At 67.1% G+C, this 414-nt stretch carries 1 protein-coding gene; it reads right to left on the bottom strand.

Translation table 11 applies throughout. The annotated features are described in order from the left end of the window. Positions 1-153: 153 nt before the first annotated feature. The coding region (locus I6F37_RS42130) for a hypothetical protein (RefSeq protein WP_225154690.1) at positions 154-414 on the bottom strand (261 nt) is incomplete at its 5' end.

Below are 414 nucleotides of genomic sequence, written 5' to 3'. Positions count from 1 at the left end.
CGCCGAACGCGACGACGAGGACCAACGCTAGCAGCGTGTCCGACTCACCGAGCCGACACCCCTGAAGGAAAGGAGGTTACGGAGGGAAACCATGGGGTTCCCTCTGTTCGTAGGGCGGCGAGGCCCGAGCCTTCAGGCGAGCGCCGCCCCCCGTCAGCAGCCCTGAAGCATTGCCGTGACGAGCTCTTCACGCTCGTCCGCGCGTTCGGGCGTCGTCCAGATCACAGCGGTGCTCCCTTGCCTTGCCAGCAGGAAGTGGGCGAGCGCCGCGACTTGAACCGTGCGCACCTGAATTTCGACCAGCGCGGGCTCGACTCCCTGGCGTATCTGGGCGGTATACCCGCCGCTGTGGCGATCGAGATTCCGGGCGACGCATACCGCGGCACGGTGCGGCTCCTCGCGCAGCGTGTGCAT

The organism is Bradyrhizobium sp. NBAIM08 (assembly GCF_020193935.1).
GTDB classification, from domain to species: Bacteria; Pseudomonadota; Alphaproteobacteria; order Rhizobiales; family Xanthobacteraceae; genus Bradyrhizobium; species Bradyrhizobium yuanmingense.
Note: the sequence above shows the minus strand (reverse complement) of the source record. Positions and strands in the feature narration are given on the sequence as shown.